A 17236-nucleotide genomic window follows, 5' to 3' on the forward strand; every position below is an offset into this window, starting at 1 on the left:
GATAATTCTATACCTGTAAATTGACGCCCCCGGTGAACACAGCCATCGGCGGCAAATATGATGTATGAGGAATTTATGTCAACAATTACTCTCGGCCGCCTGATCTCTCAAAGCCTGTTTTTGGCAAGTTTGTTACTCACAGGCGCCAAGGCCACTGCGGCCAGTGTCGATGTGGTCTACCCCGTAGGTGACAGTAAAGGCGGTGAGCTGCAAATCAGCGCCACCGTGGAAGCGGTGCAGCATTCCCAGCTGGCCACCCAACAGGCCGGATTGCTGGCTGAGCTTTTTGTCGAGGTTGGCGATAAAGTAGAAAGCGGAGCCCCACTACTGGCATTGGACAGCGAACTGGCCAAGTTGGAACTCAATGAAGCCAGGGCCAGCCTGAAAGCGGCCGAAGTTGCCCAGGAAGAAGCCGAACGTTTATACAAAGAACTAAAGGCATTGGCGAGCAAAAAGTTTGTGGCGGCCACCCGCATCAGTGAACGCAGAGCCCAATTGGCCCAAAGTCAGGCTGAGCTGAGTCGACAACAAGCCTCTCTGGCAATTCGGGAAGAGCAACTGCGCCGCCATACTCTCTACGCGCCCTTTGATGGCATTATCGCGCAGCGCCTTGTGAATATTGGCGAATGGGTCAATCAACAAAGTGCCGTTCTCAGTCTGGTGCAAGGCGATGCCCTGCGCTTAAAACTGGCGATTCCCCAAGAATACTTTCAGCAACTGCAACTCGGTGCCGAGGTATCCATAACCGCGGATCACGACAACCGAAAAACCCTCAACGCTCACATTGATCGCATCGTGCCTGTTTCGGACAATCAGTCCCGCGCCTTTGTGGCGTACATCACCATCCCTGACAATGCCGGCTTGAATGTCGGCATGTCCGCCATCGTGAATATCGCGCTGAGCGATGAATCAACACAGCGTTTGTGGCTCCCCAAAAGCGCAATTAAACAGCACCCTGACGGCGGTGCCAGCGTCTTCGCGGTTGAGAACGGAAAAGCCCAACGACACATCATTCAGATTGAAGAACAAGAGAGCGAACGCGTTGCCATCACCGGCGCTCCTGCTGGTAAAGCCTATGTGAAAAGCGGCGTGGAGCTGTTACAAGACGGTGACGAGTTGACTATCGCTCGCAGCAAGGAGCCTGGCCAATGATCGCAGCAGCGGCAAAACGCGGCCTGCTGGTCGCGGTACTGGTGTTAATCAGTACCATTCTGGGGATTGTAGCGGCCATGAAAATTCCAGTGCAGATGATTCCCGATCTGGAAGTACGCAGCATTACCGTACAAACCGGCTGGCCAGGTGCAACGCCACAAGATGTTGAAAAAGAAATCCTGATCGAGCAAGAGCGTTATCTGCGCAGTCTGCCCAATTTGCAACGCATGGTGTCACGCGCGGATATGGGGCGTGCCACCATTGAACTGGAATTTCCCTTTGGCACCAATGTGAACGATGCCCTGATTCGGGTGAACAACGCCCTCAGTCAAGTGCCCTCGTACCCGGAAAATGTGGATCAGCCTCGCCTGTTTTCCAGCTCATTTTCCAGCAATGCTTTTATGTTCTTTCTGTTGCAACCACTGGAAGGCAACCCTTTGCAACTGGACGTTGATCTCCTGCGCGACTTTGCCGAAGACTTTGTACGTCCCCGCATGGAATCAGTGACCGGAGTTTCTGAAGTTCGTGTAAACGGTGGTGCCCGTCGGCAGATTCAAATTAAAGTGGATGCCGATCGGCTTGCCCAACGAGGAATCAGTCTGGCGGATGTTCGCAGTGCCGTTCGTGATCGAAATCGCGATGCCTCTGCCGGTGATATCGAAAGTGGCAAAAGCCGCTATCTTCTGCGTGTCGTAGGACGATTTGAACAGCTCAAAGAACTCAAACAACTGATTGTCAAACGCCAGGGCGATGCCAATATCCTGTTGCAGGATATCGCCGAGGTAGAACTCGACCACTTTGAAAGCCGCGGGCTGTCCTATGCCGATGGCGAACGCACTTTGCGTTTGTCGGTACGCCGCGAAAGCGGTTCTAATGTACTGGCGATCAAGGATCAAATACTGCCTCTGGTTGAAGAGCTGAACAGCCAACTGCTCGCCCAGAACGGATTGCAACTGCGCCTGCTGAGTGACGATGTAACCTACGTCAAAAGCTCGTTGGAAAACGTATGGTTTAACCTTGCCCTGGGCGCCCTGCTCGCGACATTGGTGATGTATTACTTCCTGAGATCCGGCCGTGCAACGCTGGTGGGAGTCTTTGGTATCCCATTGTGTACCATCGCCGCCTTTATCGGCTTGCTGGCCTTCTCACGAACCATCAATGTAATTTCACTCGCCGGGGTGGCCTTTGCTATCGGGATGACGGTAGACAATACCATTGTTGTTCTTGAATCGATTGTTCAGGCCAAACAAAAAGGCCGGAATAAACTCGATGCTGTGATTAAAGGCGTGCAAGATGTTTGGCCAGCGGTACTGGCCTCAACCGCAACCACAGTTCTGGTATTCGCCCCGATTTTGTTCGTTGTGGAAGAAGCCGGACAACTGTATTCCGATATCGCTATTGCCATCGCGGCGGCGATCATCGCCTCCATGCTGATCGCTATTTTTGTGGTGCCGGTCGCATTGGCTCAATTGCGCAGCCGCAGTGATCTAAAGCCCAATCGCAACTACAAACTCTCACCCCGCTGGCTGAGCCTGGTTAATTTTGTAACTGCCAGCAAATCGCGTGCGCGAATGATTTCTGCGGCAATCGCCGGCGGTATTCTGCTCAGTGCTTACGTCTTAATGCCGGCGGCCGAATACCTTCCGGAAGGTGAAGAGCCGAAAGCGTTTTCCATGATGATTGCTCCCCCCGATTATAATCTTTCACAAATGGAGAGCATTGCGACAGAACTGCGAGCCTATTTTAAACCGTATCTGGATCAGGACATTAATGCCTTTGAACCGGAGAAAGACGCCATGCCACCCATGGCTTATTACAGCATGACAGTTTCCGCGGGGCGCATTTGGTTTCTGAGTGCCCCCAAAGACCCCAATAATATTGGCGCCATGATGACAGGCATCACCGAGAAGTTTAAAAGCTACTCTGGAATGCGCGCGTTTTCTTCACGCGGTTCAATCATTTCCAGTAACGATGGTGGTACGCGCGCAGTCGCTGTAGACATTGCGGGCAATAACACCGTCGAACTTTACCGCGCAGCCGAAGCGGTGTATCAGCAGGCCGAGATTGTTTTCGATAAGCCCCAGATCAATTCCGAGCCTCGTTCTCTGAGCCTGGATCAGCCCTTAATCGAAATCAAACCCCGCTGGAATCGACTCGCCGAGCTGAATATCCGCAATCAGGATTTCAATTACGCCGTCGCGGCACTTAGTGATGGTGCCTATGTGGATGAGTTTATTCTCGACGACGATAAGGTCGACATCTTTCTGTTCAGCGGTGCCGGTACCGAGCAAAGCCTGGATCAACTTGCAGCAACACCCATGGTAAGCCCTGGCGGCAGTATTCTGCCTTTGGGTGCCCTTGCCGATTTGGTCGAAAGCAAAAACAGTAATTCCGTGCGCCGGGTAGATGGTAACCGAACCGTTACCGTTTATATCATTCCGCCACGCGAGGTTGCGTTGGAAACGGCGGAAGCACTGGTTCGCGAGGAGTTGATTCCAAGTCTGTGGCAAGCGGGCAAGATAGCCCAGGGCATTAAGCTTGGAATCAGTGGTGCGGCCGACCAGCTCGAAGCCACACGCAGCTCTCTCTCGAGTAATTTTGCCATTGCTCTGATTTTGATTTACCTGTTGTTGGTGGCTATTTTCAGTCACTGGCAAATGCCGCTGTTTATTTTAGCGACGGTTCCTCTTGGCATGGCAGGTGGCTTATTGGGGTTAATCGCTGCCAATGCTTTTGGCAGCCTTGGCAGTGCCATGGGTTTTGCGGGTTTCCACCAGCCCTTTGACATGATTACTATGCTGGGCTTCTTGATTCTTTTGGGAACCGTAGTCAACAATCCCATCTTGATTGTGGATCAAACTCGTCGCTTTATGGACGAAGGCGTTGCTGTTCAGGACGCCGTTCGCCAGGCCGTCAGCAAGCGTTTGAAACCGATCTTAATGTCCACCGCCACGACCCTGTTTGGTCTGGCGCCCCTGGTGTTGATTCCCGGTGAAGGCACCGAGCTTTATCGAGGTGTGGGGATTATCGTGTTGTGCGGCATTCTCGCCTCAACGGTTTTGAGCCTGAGTTTCCTGCCGGCTTTACTGTTGGCATTAATGCCAGAGAAGAACGCCAAACTTCACAAAGGAGAAGCAACTCCGGCAGCGTAAACACGCTGCTGGGACAGTGTTCAGTTGGCCCGAGTGCTCAGTGCCCGGGCAAACTAAAGCGCTATGTTCATCATGTAATCCGCCAACTCATCAATAAACACTCGCAGCGCCCGCGACATATGTTTGCGGGATTGGTAAATACCGTAAATACCCAAAGTTTCCGGCTCGAGTTCTGGAAATAATTCAATCAAATCTCCATTCTGTAAATACGGTTCCGTCGCAAAACGTGGTTGCTGGGAAATTCCCACGCCCAATAAACTCGCCTGCAAGAGAGCGGCCGGGTCATTCGCAGTCAGGTTTCCACTGACCTTCACCGATCGTGCCCCGTCAGTCCCATTAAAATTCCAGACGGCATTTCCAAAATAGGAATAGTTAATGCAGTTGTGTTGTTCCAATTGCTCAATATCCTTCGGCAATCCCCGCTGCTTCAAGTAAGCTTCTGAAACGCAGATAACCGATCTAAGATCGCCAAATTTGCGGGCAATAATATTGGGGTCGAGCTGATTGGTGATTCGAATCGCCAGATCTACCCGCTCTTCGACAAGATTCACGGCATGATTTGAAATCTGAATATCGATGGACACCTTTGGATAACGGCTGAGATAGCCACAGACAAAGTCCGTCAGAATCTTTTCGCCAAACACCTGGGACGTACCAATACGCAGAGCACCCTGGGGCTCAGTATTCAAGGAACTGGAAACAAACTGAACATCTTTTTCGATATCCTTCAATTTGTAGCACTCAGCCAACACCTTTTCTCCCGCATCGCTTAAGGTGATCTTGCGCGTGGTCCGGTGCAAAAGGCGTGCACCCGCCCAGTCTTCCATTTCACTGAGATAACGGCTCACCATGGAGCGCGACATATCCAGCGCTTCAGAGGCCTGTGCCATGCTGCCACGCTCTACAATAGCGACAAATACCTTGGCCGCGGTGATTCTATCCATTGCCTGCGCTCCCCACCTTCGGATATCCAATGAAATCAAGCAAATCTATTAAATCGATTTAAGCAACAATTACTGAACCATTTTAGTGTTTTTGCGCCGATTTAAGCAACTTAAAATAGTATCCACTGATAACAAACAATCAATTTATCCAATACGGAGAAATCCAATGAACCTTTCCAAATTCGGTCAGTTGATACTGGCTTTGATCGCCCTGAGCTGGAATTCAGGCAGCCTCGCCTCAAAAGCCCCTCTTGAGCTGGAGGTCTATCGCGCTGATGAAAACAGCTTTTTTGTAGCCTCTGTGCTGGTCAAAGGCCCTACGGAAGCGGTATTGATCGATGCTCAGTTTACTCGCGCCCACGCTCATCAGCTCGTCGCGAACATTCTTAGAAGCGGTAAAACGCTACGTTCGATCTACATCAGCCACGGTGATCCTGACTATTATTTTGGTTTGGAGGTGATTCAGCAGGCCTTTCCTGACGCCGAGGTTTACGCAACGGAAGCCACTCGCAAACATATTGAATCCACATTGCAAAAGAAACTCGACTTCTGGGGCCCCAAACTTGCGGCAAATGGCCCGAAGAATGTCACCTTGCCTCAGGCGATCGGCAAGAAAATCTTAAGCGTTGATGGCCAGGAACTGAACATCATTGGTTTGGAGACTCATCCCGACAGAACCTTTGTCTGGATTCCTTCCATCAAGGCCGTTGTCGGTGGCGTACCCATTTACAGTCAGGTGCATCTGTGGATCGCGGATTCTCCGACAAAGGAAAGCCGTCAACAATGGAACAATATTCTCGATCAGATAGAAGCACTGCGTCCTGAAGTCATTGTCCCTGGACACTCAACAAGCTCCGACAAAGAAGGTCTCAAAGCACTCGAGTTTACACGTCAATACCTGAAGGACTATGAAGCTGAATTGGCAAAGGCGAAAAATTCAAAAAGCTTAATCAACGCCATCAATAAACAGTATCCCGAGAGCCAATTGAATATTGCTCTGGATATTGGCGCCAAGGTTGCTACTGGTGAAATGACATGGTAAGTAAAAGCTTTGTGAGCTTCAGCTGAAGCTTTACGAGCAAAGGAAACAACTGCAAACGAAAACAGCCAGTGATAAAAAAGCGCGATTTGCTTTCGCAAATCGCGCTTGGCTTGTTGTCGCTTGGCACTACGACTTTTTTCATGAACGCCTCCTTTTCGCATCAGAGGGTTCCGGGCAATCGGGTTTCCCCTTGCCCTGGGTGTTACGGATGATATCTTGGCCATAGTCATCTCCTGTTTATGGCGGTTTCTCATTGCGCCATCTGGCATCGTTAAAACTGCAATCGATACCAGGCAGCATTGTGCTTCAGTTTATTTAAACGCTTCCTTGCCGGCTTACACTGTTCAATCCATTCAGGCCCTTGCTCCTGCAACTGGAAACAAAAGCGCTTGGGCAAGTCACTATACAATGACCGCGGTGGCCCATCATACTCAATGTTTTTTAAGGCCTTGCCGGTTTCATAGCTGTGGTAATACACATCGTGAATACCAATATCCTGCCACAAGAACTCCAAGGCCGCAGTCAACATGGCTTCCTGCCAAATTCGATGTTCCTCCAGCGTCTGCTTACAGTAGCTTTCTGCTTTTTTCACCGAAAGCTCATAACCCCAAAAGTAAAAACGCTCTGCTTTTCTCTTTACGGCATCAAGGTAGCGTTTGTGCAAACACTGAACGTCCCTTAACCAATCCGTTTGCAGCTCTTCGATCAGGGCCTGCCCCGAAGCCAGGTCAAAGTCCAGCCTTGCCCAGGCCAGCGTACAACGACCATTTCGGGCCGTTGGGTGATACCAGCCATTGAATTCGCGCTTGTCCATCCCCAGCGCTCGATCGAACTGCTGATCATGGGCCCTGTTGAAATTTAATTGCAGCACCAGATTTTCGCCGGGTCTGGACATCTGATCCCATCGATAATCTTTCTTGCTACCCCAACGCCCCAGACTCAGTACATAATTGTATTGTTGCTCTGGCCATACCCGGTACAGATCCCAAGCCGACAGCTTGCCACTTCCCTGTTCCGAAAGCAGACGCTTTAACGCGGGGCGGTGCATTAACTTTCCAAACGGTCCCTTTCGAATCGCTGCGATGTCCTGTTCTTCTCTACCATCCCGCTTTAGTGATTTTTCCAGCAATGCCAATGCATAGCGGTCTGGAAAATACTGAAACAGGTTTCGCTCGTCAGCCAGACATGCCAATACCTCGTCTACCAATGATGCTTCCATGGTGATTACCTTTATCCAAAATAAAATGCTTATGTTCGGTTCTGAAACCGTTTCGCTTTTTCATGGTTCTTCCTTGTTTAAGGGTTATTTACGCAGTTAACGATCATCATGTTCATTGGCTTAGCCTTTGATACACAGCACTTGTTTCAAGGTGTACAGCACCTCGACCAGATCACTCTGGTTTTCCATTACGACATCAATGTCTTTATAGGCACCTGGAATTTCGTCCAGTACGCCCTTGTCCTTACGGCACTCCACTCCCTGGGTTTGTGCCAACAGGTCTTCTCTCTTAAAGCGGCGACGCGCTTCGGTACGACTCATCTGACGACCGGCACCGTGGGCACAGGAGCAGAAGGATTCTTCCTGTCCCTTACCGCGAACAATGTAAGAGCGAGCCCCCATACTGCCCGGAATAATGCCAAGATCGCCGTTACCAGCACGTATCGCACCTTTACGGGTGACATACACTTGTTCACCGTAATGCTGCTCCAACGAGACGTAGTTGTGGTGGCAGTTAATCGCCTTGCTTTCCAATGTAAAGTCAGGCAACAAAGGACGAATCGCTCGCAACACCAGATTGAACATCTCCTCCCGATTAATGCGCGCGTACTCCTGAGCCCAAGCTACCGCCTCCCAATAATCGTCGAAGTGCTGACTGCCCTCGGTAAAATACGCCAGATCCCGATCCGGTATATTTTGCCAATTACGCTGCAGATCTTTCTTCGCAAGCTGGATAAAGTATCGACCAATCGCATTGCCGATACCTCGGCTCCCCGAATGCAACATTAACCAGACGTCGTCACTTTCATCGAAACACAGCTCAATAAAGTGGTTTCCGCTTCCCAGGGTGCCCAACTGTTTTACCCAAGTCTGCTGAGGCTGTTTCAACATTTTCAACAAGGTTGGATGCTTCTCAAACAAGCGTTGAATACCCGGCTCCAAAAAACGGCAAGCCGAGGTTCGGGCCGATATCATTTTGTGAGCTCTGGCTCCAACCGGCACCGCCCTTTCAATCTCGTCTCGAATTCGTCTGAGATTATCCGGTAGCTGAGACGCCTTAATCGTCAGTTTTGCAGCGACCATGCCACAACCAATATCCACACCAACAGCAGCGGGAATAATCGCAGCTTTCGTGGGAATCACCGAACCTACGGTCGCACCAATACCCGCATGCACATCCGGCATTGCCGCGATATGCGAGTGAATAAACGGCAGTTGAGACAGATTTTTTAACTGGCTCAGTGCTGTCTGTTCCACATCACGGGTGTATATTTTTACTGGCTTATGTGAATTTTTCGCGCCAGCATTCAATTCCATTTTTACAGGCATAATAAATCCCTACCCCTGAACTACAGGGCATAATTTCATACTTGCCTTCCAAGCTTGGACTAAAACGAAAAAGCCCCGGCTGTTTCCAGCCAGGGCTTTTTAAAAGCAGGTTCTGTGCTGGAAGGCATAACAAAAAGCCTTCCAAGCGCAAGCACTTAAAAGACTATCCTTTATAACTCGGTAATGGTTTCATTTAAGTGCTCCTCATATGCAGGATCAGCGCCAAAGGCCTGATCAATAATTGACTGCGGTGAATAATAGTGTCCAGATTTTTAAAGTCAACCGATATTTTCAGTTTTCATAAAACATTCATCCTATTCCTCGCATACAAGATATTGATCAAATTTGAAAACATCCACATGCCCCACTTTATTTTCTGGCCCAAACTATCCATGGATTGACTCAAACTGACACGCCCCTCTTTCTCAAACTTCGTACTGTTCCCGAACCATAATAAATTTACCCATAGCTCAACGGTGATTGAGCTGAATTAGGTAAGCAGAGGAACAGAATGATTTCACACCATAAGAAAAAGGTGATTCCCGCAATAATCGCCGCGAGTAGCCCACTCATAGCAACCCCCTCTCTGGCACAGAGCCCAGCCTTAGCCATTGAAGAAGTTATTGTTACCGCTCAGCGACGTGAACAGAGTTTGCAGGACGTACCCGTATCGGTAAAAGCGCTGGGCGCGGACCAACTGGCGCAAAACAGTGTTAATGATATTTCTGATATCGGAAAACTGACGCCAGGTTTATCCTTTAGCAGCACCGCCAACCCCGATACCGAAATCGCCATTCGCGGTATTTCCACCGCTACCGTCAGCGCGGGCGTTGAACAAAGCACCGCACTTTACTTGGATGGCGTGTATCTTGGCAGGGGCTTTGATCTCGTTGGAGATTTGCTTGATGTTGAACGTGTGGAAGTTCTTCGTGGCCCACAAGGTACCTTATTTGGCCGCAATGCGGCAGCGGGTGCCGTAAACATCACGACGGCTGCACCACAAGACAATCTGCAGGGAAAGCTCAAAGTTGCCTATGGCTCCAAAAGCCTGAAATCATTCCAGGGGCTCGGCAATATCCCCCTGGTCGATGATTCATTGCTGTTGCGCCTGAACGCTTCCTTTCGAGAACGCGATGGCTGGCTGAAAAACACAAGCCCAGGAAATGAGGAAGATTTCTATCAACAAAAACGCAACAGCTTACGTTCCAAATTACTCTGGCACGCCAGCGATGAACTCAGTGTACAACTAACCGCCGATCATTATAAACAGGACGATACTCGCAGTGCTTTCATAGTAACCCGCGTAGGTTCTGCTGGCCCACTCGGCATCACCGGTGTTAATCCCGAGGGTATTGAAGCCAAAGGCACCAACAATCAAGCCATTGTGCTTGATAATGGCCTACCGCGCACGGTGCCACCTAAACTGAAGCGGGAATCGTCGGGCATTTCCCTTAAGACGGATTGGGAGATCAACGATGATTTCTCACTTACTTCGGTCAGTTCCTATCGCCGCAGTGATTTGGATACCGGCACACCCTCCAATGGATTACTCAGTGTCCCCTCGATTCACGGTCCGTTGATCACCTCGTTTTATGTGCGTAACCTAAAAGTGGATAACAAGGAATTCAATCAGGAGTTTCGCCTTCAATCCATCACCGAAAACCTGGATTGGTTTGTCGGCGTGAATTATTTCTATGGTGATGTGAACGAACGCAGTGACTTTGCTTTGCCGGCTTTCGCTATAGCCGGTGTTCCCGGTGTGATTGGAAATTTTGGTGACAACCGATCAGATGTCACTATCAAGACTCACAGTCTTGCCCTCTTCGCAGATGCGGTAATACAACTGGGAAATGATTGGCAACTGGCGACCGGTCTGCGCTACTCCTATGATGAAAAACGCGTACATCACCATGCTGCCCTCTCAAGGGCTCCCGTCTTTACCGCCATATCTGATGGCAATTTTCTGTACGGACTCGATGGTCAGCCTGCCTTTAAGAGTCGTGATACAGAAAGCTGGAACAACCTCTCAGGAAGGCTGGTGGCCGATTACACCATCAACGACGATGCCACGTTTTATGCCGGCTTTAGCCAGGGATATAAGGCTGGCGGTTACAATTCCGTTGTTGCTACAGGGCAGGACCCCGCCGACACATTTGATCAAGAGAAAGCCAATAGCTTTGAAAGTGGTATTAAATCTGACTGGCTGGACGGTCGCCTCAGGTTAAATGCCTCAGCGTTTTACACGCTCTATAAAAACTTTCAGTTGCAACAATCCGATCCGAATAATCCTGGGGTTGCCCTGAACCTGACGGCCGATGCCAAGACCAAAGGTCTCGAGATGGATATGACCTTCCGGGCAAGTGAAGCACTGACCCTTGGCATGAGCAGCAGCATCCTGGACGCCGAGTTCACCGAAGATACGTATTTACAGGGAATACTCGTGATCAAAAAAGGTCAGGATATGTTGCGTGCCCCCCGATTTTCAGCGGTATTCAACGCGGATTATGTCTGGAATCTGACAAACAATTTCTCACTGCGCCTCACTGCCAACTATATTCACAATGGTCGCCAACGCATTGCCAACGACGTACCCGAAACGCTCACGGCGGCGTCAGGCAATGCCTTGGCCTTCAGCGAAGCTGATCTGCAGTCGAACAGTTATAACTTACTTAATGCAAAACTTACGCTTCAGCCCGCAGATGACAACTGGAGTTTATCCCTATGGGGAACAAATCTGGGCGATGAAGCCTTTCGGGACGATGACCATGTTTCCATCAGCAATGCCGCCCTCCGCGCTTTGGGCACAGCCTCTACTTCGTATTCACGAAACGAACCACGAATGTTTGGCGTAGATTTTACTTATCACTTTAACCATTGATTCAATCGCTTACCCTCGCATCCACATACTCTGTTCGAGGGTTTAGAGCTCGCTCAAAGGGCGGGCTTCTTTTTCATTTGAATCAGAAGTATTTGCGGGCACCTAACATGCTCTAACCGCCGCACAGAAAACAAGGAACTCAATATGCCCTCGACCGTTCAGGAATCCATGGCCGCTAACCATTCATTCTGGCAACACAAATACGGCAACTATCAAGCAGAACCCACCCTGCCCGCCGGCGACTATTCGGCAGACATCGTTATTGTTGGCGGCGGATTTACGGGACTGACAACCGCCCGTGAGTATTGCCGGGAAAATTCAAATGCCAGAGTTATGCTATTGGAAGCCAGAGAAATCGGCTTTGGCGCATCCGGGCGTAACGGCGGCTTTAATATGACCTTATTCGGCCTGGAGCCTGAAGTCACCGAATTATTCTGGGGCAAAGATCGCACTCAAAAAGCCCAGCAATATATGAAAAAAGCGGTCAATTTTGTGCGTGACCTGGTTGAGCGCGAGCAATTAGATAGCGACTATGAGCATACAGGCATGTGGCGTTTGGCCTACAGTACGGCTCAGGAAAAACGTCTGCAAAAAACCTATCAGCTGCTGTGCGAGCTAATGGGCAAAGAAGATTATCAATACCTGAATCATGAAGCCGTTCAGAAACGCCTCAATGCCCCGAATGTTCGGGCAGCCATCGTTGAACCCGGTACCGGAATCTTCGACCCCTGCAAGCATGTGCGGGAGCTAAAGCGATTGGCTCTGGAATCAGGTGCGGATGTTTATGAAAACACCGCGGTGACCGAGCTCAATCGCCACAGCGATCATATTCAAATAAAAACCGCCAACGCCTCTATTCGCGCTGATAAAGTTGTTCTGGCCGTCAATGCCTGGGGTCATGCCTTTGATGCCGAAAAAAATCTGCGTAATAAACAACGTCCTATCTGGACCTATCAGATTGTTACTGAACCACTGACCGAGAAAGAGTGGAAAGACATTCGTTGGGAGGGACGCATGTCCATCGAGGACAACCGCAATTTAGTTCACTACACCCGCATTACCAAATGCGGACGAATCACCCTGGGTGGTGGCCGAGTCAATTCGGATTTTGGCACCAAAATGGATCAATGGCATTGCGAGAAAAGCTGGCAACAACTGGAGAAGCACCTGCACTGGCTATTCCCCACCCTTAAAAATAAAGCCATTCACTACAAATGGGGCGGCGCGGTATCCGTAAATTTGAATATGACCCCGGAAATCAGCTACCTTGGGGATGAGCGCATTATCCAAGCCAGTGGTTGCATGGGTCACGGTGTCTCGCTTACCCAATTGAACGGTCGTCTGATTACCGACCTCCTGCAAAACAAGCAAAGTGAACTTAGCGAATTCTGGATCGTCAATCGCCGAGCCATTCCCATGCCACCCGGTAATCTTTTATCGTATTTGGGTGGCAACGTAATCAGTCAAACCTTGAACGCAATGGACTGGTGGCAGGAGCGCGAGCTTGAAAAGCCCTAGCTTACAGGCTTCGGCAGGCTCTGGCGCAAACTAGCTTCGCTGTTGCGCCTGGGCTTGCTGTCGATATTGCCCGGGCGTTAAACGAGTTGCGTTTTTAAAGGAACGACTGAATGCGGTGGCGTCGGCAAAGCCCAATTCAAGCGCAATTGCTGTGGTATTCCAACGCTGTTCACTCAGCAATCGTTTGGCGTTCGCCGTTAAAATTTCCTCTTTGATTTCCCGAAAGCCGGTCCCCATATTGCCAAGGTGTCGGGTCAGCGTACGACGCGACATATTCATCAAACGCGCCACCTCTTCCGCCTGACAATGTTCCGTACCCAGCATCGCATTAATGTAAAAATGGGTGTGGGCCAAGATGGTTTCCTCGCGTAACACATTATCCATCAAGTTTTCCAGCTGAGTGGTGAAGCGCCGCCGGGACAAAGGGTCCCGCCCGGCAATTTCAATATCCAGATCATCACTGTGGTACAGAATGCTGTTATCGGCATGATCGAAAATCACATTGCAGGCGAAAATTTCCTGATGTAAGTCAGTGTTGTCCGGTTTCGGGTGAGTAAACGTCACCTCCAAAGGCTTCCAGTCATTGCCAATGGCTTCACGGGCACCTGCAACCAGAAACCCCAATGTCAGCTCCACATCCTGGCGTGCAGACTCCCCCATCGGCAGGGTCACATCACAGCTTAATCGTCCCACTCTTGGAGATTCGTCAAAAGCGATACGAACACACTGGGTCACCAAAGGGTGAAAACGCTGGATTGCCCGTAACGTCTCACGCATGGTTGCGAAGTGATACGCCGCCTGGCTCACAGGTCCCCAATCCCCGGGGGACATATAGGAAGATAACTCCAATCCCAGATTTGGACGTCCCAAACGCTCGGCAGCCCAGCTCAGCAAATGCACATAGTCCACAAACGCAATGCGATTAACCTGCTCCAGATCAGTATCAACGGGTAAACGGGCAGCACTCGCAATCGCTTCACTGTCGAGGGGAATGTTCAACAAATAGCGAATCAGCCAGGCTGTGTGAATCTCGGGAATTTGCGTTTTCATAAGCGCATAGTAGCTCGCCAAGGCAAAAGAAAAACCCTTCAAACGCCAACTTGGCTCAAAATGTCAATATATTCTTTAAGCGCCCCCATATCATGAGTAAACCCGTAAGCGGGCCAATTCGCGCTAAATAACGGCAACAAATAACAGCGATACCGTGTAAGAAAATCAGAAAAACAAAGAAGGGTTCTATGGCGATTGTCGGTAAAATCAAGGAAATCTGGCGCTACCCCGTGAAGTCCATGTTCGGTGAAAAACAATCCAGCGCCGAACTTTCACCCATGGGCTTTGCCGATGATCGCTGCTGGGCAGTACGCGACGAAGCCAGTGGTCAGCTTGTTGGCGGCAAAAAGATTCCCAAACTGATGACACTCAAAGCGCGCTACCGTCAGCTGCCCAGCGCGGGTTTTGACAAAGCGAGCGACGCCAAGGTAGAAATCGAATTCCCGGATGGTCGAGTGCTGTCCAGTGATGATCCTTATGCCTCCGCCGTACTTTCTATGTATCTTGGCCGGGAAGTCAGCTTGCAGTCACGCCAACCCGCTTCTCACAAGGAACTTTATAAGTTGTCCAAGGTGATGACGCCGACTGAACTGCGTTATGCCCTGGGCATGAAACCCGATGACCCGGCGCCGGATTTTTCCTCGTTTTCCCTATCACTGCTATCAACGGTCTCACAATACGTCACCCCGCCGGGCACATTTTACGATGTGTATCCATTGCACTTTATGACCACCGCGGCATTGGAAGACATGCGACGTTATTATCCCAAAGGTGACTTTCGAGCAGAGCGCTATCGACCAAGCTTTTTGATTGAAACCCAAACCGGTATTGAAGGCATTGTCGAAAACAAATGGCGCGGCCGTGACCTGCGCATTGGCGATGCTGTTATTCACTGTAATCACCCCACCATTCGTTGCTCCATGCCCGGTGCCGAACAGCCAGGTATGGAAAAAGACCCACAAATACCACGGGCGGTTCTGCAACACGCCAACCAGCATTTGGGGGCTTATGGCACACCTAAATTGTGTAAAACCATTCGGGTCGGTGACGACGTCGAATTGCTGCCCGCACACTCCAAAGTGTTCTACAGCCTGGGAGCGGTGCAGCGCAAAGTTAAAAGCGCACTGTTGACCCAATTGACTAAACTCGCAGAAAAGCAGGAAAAGAAAGAACTGGAACAAGCGAAAGCCCAACAGACGCAAACCCTTCTTGCCGAGAAAAGCGCACCTCCGGGCTATCGAGAAGTCGTTTTGGTTCGCAAAGTTATTGAAGCCGAAGGCATTCAGTCTTTTTATTTCAGAGATGCCCAAGGGAACAAGCTACCCGATTTTGTTCCAGGGCAACATATTGTTGTCGCCCTGCCCCAGGACAATTGTGATGCGGCCCTTAAAATTGACAGTGGTATTAAATCCCCTTTGTTTATTTATCGCTCCTATACCCTGTCAGATACCTCACGGCATTACCGACATTATCGCATTTCTGTAAAATGCGATCTCACCGAGAAAACATCCCCAGACAGCGCCTCTGCCTATCTGCACAAGCAACTCAATGTCGGCGATCATTTCTATATTCGAGGCCCCGCAGGCCAGTTTGCCGTTGTACCCAGCGATACCAGACCATTGGTTTTAGTCAGCACAGGTATTGGCATCACGCCGTTTTTATCCATTCTGAAAACGCTGGTTCGAGACAACCCTGAGCGTACTGTCCATTTGATTCATGGTATACGCAGCCTGGAGAACTATGCATTTAAGGAGGAGCTGGAAGAGTGCCAAAACAGCTTAAGCAACTTCAAGCTGCAACTCTTTATCAGCCAGCCTGAAGACTATAATCTTGATTCCTATATGGCCCGCGGTCGCTTATCGGTGGGTAGTATTCTTGAGAACCTGGAATGTTCAACAAGGCGAGATGCCGAATTTTACTTCTGTGGCACGCCTGAATTCAGCCAGCAAATGCACGACGGATTCCTGGACGCGGGTATTTCAAAAGATCGCATCCATACCGAAAGCTTTGGTGCCTCACTGATTAACCAATCCTCTGAAAATCAGGAACGCTACAAGATTAAGTTAGCCGTCAGTCAGCGAGAACTGGAATGGAATCCAGCACAGGAAAACTTATTGAGCTTCTGTGAGGACAATGGCATCAATATCGCGTCGGGCTGCCGCTATGGTGCCTGCCACGCTTGTCAGGCGACACTTCTGAATGGAAGTGTCAGCTTTCCGGAGGAGCTGCAAATGCCCGAAGATAACAAAGTGTTACTTTGCTCGGCACGTCCCAGCTCTGACCTGGAACTGGAATTGTAAGCTTTAGCGAGAAAACCATGCCGGTAAAAGCCCACAGCTTCAGCAATATGTCTCTGCTTTTGGCTATTGCTTTTGGATTTCTCGTTTCTTTCTTTATTGCGCTGTTCAATTACCAAGCCCCACTCAATGAAGAAGCCATGCGCAGTACCCTGGTTGCCACCGGGCGAGCATCATTTTTGATATTTTTTATCCCACTTATTGCCAAACCACTCTATTCATTTGCAAATAACGCACTCAGTCGTGGTTTACTTCATATTCGTCCGCTGTGCGGCATGGCCTTCTTTGGCAGCACCCTGTTTCACCTGAGCTTTGTTTATCGTTTGTATCAAACCGTAGAAAACCCCGAACCCTTATCTGTGCTGCTTGGCGGACTAACGGCTGCCGCGTATTTAAGCTTAATGACGGCTTTCACGTTTCCAATAGCGGTTTCCTGGCTTGGAATGAGGAAAACTCGGCTGATACATCAGCTGGCTTTCTATATGTTTCTAATGGTATTTGGCTACGATCTAATCTATCGCAACTTGGATGACCCAAGCCCAATATTCTGGACTTTATACTTCGGGGCATTGTTGCTTAGAATCGCAGCTTGGGCAAAAGTTGGGAAAAAACACCCGCATCCTGAACCACTAGAACCTACATAGGTTTCTGATAA

General features: G+C 49.9%; 11 protein-coding genes. 7 read left to right on the top strand and 4 right to left on the bottom strand.

Going from position 1 to position 17236, the window contains the following annotated elements; translation table 11 throughout:
- Positions 1-75: 75 nt before the first annotated feature.
- Positions 76-1152 carry an efflux RND transporter periplasmic adaptor subunit gene (locus G8768_RS10455; RefSeq protein ID WP_166844853.1) on the top strand — a complete coding sequence of 359 codons (1077 nt, stop codon included), beginning with the start codon at positions 76-78 and terminating at the stop codon, positions 1150-1152.
- Positions 1149-4304, top strand: a complete 3156-nt coding sequence (locus tag G8768_RS10460; RefSeq protein ID WP_166844855.1) for an efflux RND transporter permease subunit — start codon at positions 1149-1151, stop codon at positions 4302-4304. The genes G8768_RS10455 and G8768_RS10460 overlap by 4 nt, the downstream gene beginning before the upstream one ends.
- Positions 4305-4357: 53 nt before the next feature.
- On the opposite strand, the gene G8768_RS10465 is transcribed toward G8768_RS10460, so the two are convergent.
- Complete coding sequence (locus G8768_RS10465; RefSeq protein ID WP_166844857.1) at positions 4358-5248, bottom strand: LysR family transcriptional regulator; 891 nt, start codon at positions 5246-5248, stop codon at positions 4358-4360.
- Positions 5249-5414: 166 nt separating this feature from the next.
- Between G8768_RS10465 and G8768_RS10470 the strand changes: the two genes are divergently transcribed.
- Entirely contained in the window at positions 5415-6290 is an 876-nt protein-coding gene (locus G8768_RS10470) for an MBL fold metallo-hydrolase (RefSeq protein WP_166844859.1), read from the top strand.
- Positions 6291-6561: 271 nt separating this feature from the next.
- On the opposite strand, the gene G8768_RS10475 is transcribed toward G8768_RS10470, so the two are convergent.
- Positions 6562-7509: a hypothetical protein gene (locus G8768_RS10475; RefSeq protein WP_166844861.1), complete on the bottom strand. Its 948-nt coding sequence runs from the start codon at positions 7507-7509 to the stop codon at positions 6562-6564.
- A gap of 120 nt (positions 7510-7629) precedes the next feature.
- Positions 7630-8838 carry an RtcB family protein gene (locus G8768_RS10480; protein WP_166844862.1) on the bottom strand — a complete coding sequence of 403 codons (1209 nt, stop codon included), beginning with the start codon at positions 8836-8838 and terminating at the stop codon, positions 7630-7632.
- A gap of 511 nt (positions 8839-9349) precedes the next feature.
- Between G8768_RS10480 and G8768_RS10485 the strand changes: the two genes are divergently transcribed.
- Together G8768_RS10485 and G8768_RS10490 are read left to right on the top strand one after the other, a co-directional pair.
- A complete protein-coding gene (locus G8768_RS10485) occupies positions 9350-11716 on the top strand; it encodes a TonB-dependent receptor (protein WP_166844864.1) in 2367 nt (788 codons plus the stop codon).
- 144 nt (positions 11717-11860) lie between these two features.
- Positions 11861-13234 carry an NAD(P)/FAD-dependent oxidoreductase gene (locus tag G8768_RS10490; protein ID WP_166844866.1) on the top strand — a complete coding sequence of 458 codons (1374 nt, stop codon included), beginning with the start codon at positions 11861-11863 and terminating at the stop codon, positions 13232-13234.
- Between the two features lie 30 nt (positions 13235-13264).
- Here G8768_RS10490 and G8768_RS10495 read toward each other — a convergent pair whose 3' ends face one another.
- On the bottom strand, positions 13265-14284 hold the full coding sequence (locus G8768_RS10495) for an AraC family transcriptional regulator (RefSeq protein WP_166844868.1): 1020 nt from the start codon (positions 14282-14284) through the stop codon (positions 13265-13267).
- Positions 14285-14472: 188 nt separating this feature from the next.
- Here G8768_RS10495 and G8768_RS10500 point away from each other — a divergent pair, with 188 nt between their 5' ends.
- Entirely contained in the window at positions 14473-16584 is a 2112-nt protein-coding gene (locus tag G8768_RS10500) for an MOSC N-terminal beta barrel domain-containing protein (RefSeq protein WP_166844870.1), read from the top strand.
- Positions 16585-16601: 17 nt separating this feature from the next.
- Complete coding sequence (locus G8768_RS10505) at positions 16602-17225, top strand: hypothetical protein (RefSeq protein WP_166844872.1); 624 nt, start codon at positions 16602-16604, stop codon at positions 17223-17225.
- Positions 17226-17236 lie beyond the last annotated feature (11 nt).

The organism is Pseudoteredinibacter isoporae (genome assembly GCF_011602085.1).
In the GTDB taxonomy this organism is placed as follows: Bacteria; Pseudomonadota; Gammaproteobacteria; order Pseudomonadales; family Cellvibrionaceae; genus Pseudoteredinibacter; species Pseudoteredinibacter isoporae.

Coding starts and splice junctions, on each gene's coding strand:
- G8768_RS10505 (WP_166844872.1), top strand. CDS start 16,602: ATGCCGGTAAAAGCCCACAGCTTCAGCAATATGTCTCTGCTTTTGGCT.
- G8768_RS10495 (WP_166844868.1), bottom strand. CDS start 14,284: ATGAAAACGCAAATTCCCGAGATTCACACAGCCTGGCTGATTCGCTAT.
- G8768_RS10500 (WP_166844870.1), top strand. CDS start 14,473: ATGGCGATTGTCGGTAAAATCAAGGAAATCTGGCGCTACCCCGTGAAG.
- G8768_RS10465 (WP_166844857.1), bottom strand. CDS start 5,248: ATGGATAGAATCACCGCGGCCAAGGTATTTGTCGCTATTGTAGAGCGT.
- G8768_RS10455 (WP_166844853.1), top strand. CDS start 76: ATGTCAACAATTACTCTCGGCCGCCTGATCTCTCAAAGCCTGTTTTTG.
- G8768_RS10460 (WP_166844855.1), top strand. CDS start 1,149: ATGATCGCAGCAGCGGCAAAACGCGGCCTGCTGGTCGCGGTACTGGTG.
- G8768_RS10475 (WP_166844861.1), bottom strand. CDS start 7,509: ATGGAAGCATCATTGGTAGACGAGGTATTGGCATGTCTGGCTGACGAG.
- G8768_RS10480 (WP_166844862.1), bottom strand. CDS start 8,838: ATGCCTGTAAAAATGGAATTGAATGCTGGCGCGAAAAATTCACATAAG.
- G8768_RS10470 (WP_166844859.1), top strand. CDS start 5,415: ATGAACCTTTCCAAATTCGGTCAGTTGATACTGGCTTTGATCGCCCTG.
- G8768_RS10490 (WP_166844866.1), top strand. CDS start 11,861: ATGCCCTCGACCGTTCAGGAATCCATGGCCGCTAACCATTCATTCTGG.
- G8768_RS10485 (WP_166844864.1), top strand. CDS start 9,350: ATGATTTCACACCATAAGAAAAAGGTGATTCCCGCAATAATCGCCGCG.